This window comes from Mesorhizobium sp. M1E.F.Ca.ET.041.01.1.1 (assembly GCF_003997355.1).
GTDB lineage: Bacteria > Pseudomonadota > Alphaproteobacteria > Rhizobiales > Rhizobiaceae > Mesorhizobium.
In genome coordinates, this window is sequence record NZ_RZSL01001208.1 from 1 (window position 1) to 590 (window position 590).

General features: G+C 71.4%; 1 protein-coding gene. It reads right to left on the bottom strand.

The window, feature by feature from the left end:
- A partial coding sequence (locus EOA38_RS38395; RefSeq protein ID WP_245481041.1) for an Ig-like domain-containing protein occupies positions 1-590 on the bottom strand: 590 nt, incomplete at both ends.

Below are 590 nucleotides of genomic sequence, written 5' to 3' on the forward strand. Positions count from 1 at the left end.
GGTGAGCAGCTCGGACGGCTTGCCCGGCTCCTCGACCATCGCCAGCACCTGGCCGGTCGGGCTCTGCGGCACCGAGACGACGGCGGTCTGCGCCGAGGCGACGGCAACGCCGCCGGCGGTGGCGCGCAGCGTGATCGTGTAGTCGCCCGGCTTCAGCGGGTCGTCGAGCACGATAGCGAAGGCGCCGTCGGGGCCGGCATCGGTCGAGCCGAGCACCGCCCCACCGTTCAGGATCTCGACCCTGGCATTGGGCGCGGCACTGCCGGCGACGACGATCGAGCCATTGCCTTCGACGCGCACGACATCGAAGGTCGGCAATGTCGGACCGGCAGCGGGCGCCTGAGCGGCCGGTGCGGATGCCGCCGGAGCCGTCGTGTTGTCCGCCGGCGCCATCGCGTTGTTGGCGGGTGCCATCTTGTTGGCCGGAGCCATCGTATTGTCGGTGCTGGCCGGAGCCTGCGTCTGCGGCAGGCGCGCCTCGGGGGAGGTGCTGTTGGATTCAGCCGGCTTCGTGCCCGCCTGCGGAAGTGCCGCGACGTCTGCCGGTTTCTGGTCGTTGATGTAAGGGCCGAGCGCGCCCGACCCGTAGG